The organism is Micromonospora sp. NPDC002296, assembly GCF_040296145.1.
Taxonomy (GTDB): Bacteria; Actinomycetota; Actinomycetes; order Mycobacteriales; family Micromonosporaceae; genus Micromonospora.
In genome coordinates this window covers 1-1,338 of record NZ_JBEOWQ010000127.1, presented here as the reverse complement: position 1 = coordinate 1,338, position 1,338 = coordinate 1, and the positions used below count along the sequence as shown (strand labels likewise).

The following is a 1,338-nucleotide window of genomic DNA, read 5'->3' as shown; positions in this document are numbered from 1 at the left end:
ACTCTCCACCGGCACCACCTTCACCCCCACCACCAAATGGCACGACTTCTTCGGCCTCCCCGGAGAAACCACCCTCTGACATCCGAACCCCCGCCGGAGAGTCGCCATGTTCAATCGTTCCCCGGGACGCAGGAAGCCGCCCCCGCTGGCTGGCGTCCTCGTCGCCACCCTGACCGTCGTCACCCTCACCGCCGCCGCGCCGGCCACCGCCGCCCCGCCCGACCGGGCCGACGGCCTCGCCGCCGCCTTCGCCGCCGCCGGCGGTCGCTACGACGTGCCGCGCGACCTGCTGGTGGCGCTGGGCTACGGCGAGAGCCGGCTCGACGACCACGGCGGTCAGCCCAGCGCCGCCAACGGCTACGGCCCGATGCACCTGGTCAGCAACCCCACCAACCGGTCCCTGGACGAGGCCGCCGGGCTCACCGGTGTGCCGGTGGACCAGCTCAGGGCCCGGCCGGAGGCGAACGTCCGGGGCGCGGCGGCCGTGCTGCGTTCCTATGCCGACGCGGCGCGGCTGCGGCCCGCCGACCGACACCGGATCGACGCCTGGTACCCGGTCGTGGCGCGCTACGCCCACGCCGGCGACGACGCGACCGCCCGCCTCTACGCCGACCACGTCTACGACCTGCTGCGGCAGGGCATCGAGGCGCGGACGCCCACGGGGCAGCGGATCGGCGTGGCCGCCCGGCCGGTGCGGCCGGAGCTCGGCCGGTACGCCACAGTCGCCCCCGCCGGGAGCCGGTCCACCGGGTCCCCGGCAGCCCTGGCGGCGGTTCCCGAGTACGGCCCGGCCCGGTGGGTCGCCGCCAACGGCGGCAACTACCAGCCGGGGCGGTCGGCCCGGATCACCACAGTGGTCGTCCACGTCACCCAGGGCTCGTACGCCGGGACCGTCAGCTGGTTCCAGAACCCGTCGTCCGGGGTCAGCGCGCACTACGTCGTCCGGTCCAGCACCGGAGAGATCACCCAGATGGTGCGGGAGGGCGACACCGCCTACCACGCCCGTTCGGCCAACCCGTACTCGGTCGGCATCGAGCACGAGGGCTTCGTGGACAACCCGGCCTGGTTCACCGACCCGATGTACCGCTCGTCGGCCGCACTCACCCGCTACCTGTGCGACAAGTACGGCCTGCCCAAGGACCGCAGCGCCATCAAGGGGCACAACGAACTGCCGGGCAACGACCACACCGACCCCGGACCCAACTGGAACTGGAACTACTACATCTCCCTGGTGAACGCCGGTGGTGGTGGGGGTGGTCGGTATCTGGGGGGTTCGTCGACGGATTTCAGTGGTGACGGCAAGGACGACATCGTCGCCTTCACCCAGGGAACCCTCAA

At 72.4% G+C, this 1,338-nt stretch carries 1 protein-coding gene; it reads left to right on the top strand.

The features are described from left to right. Nucleotides 1-106: 106 nt before the first annotated feature. Nucleotides 107-1,338, top strand: a 1,232-nt coding sequence (locus ABT023_RS29015; protein ID WP_350889871.1) for an N-acetylmuramoyl-L-alanine amidase, incomplete at its 3' end; no start/stop codon positions are given.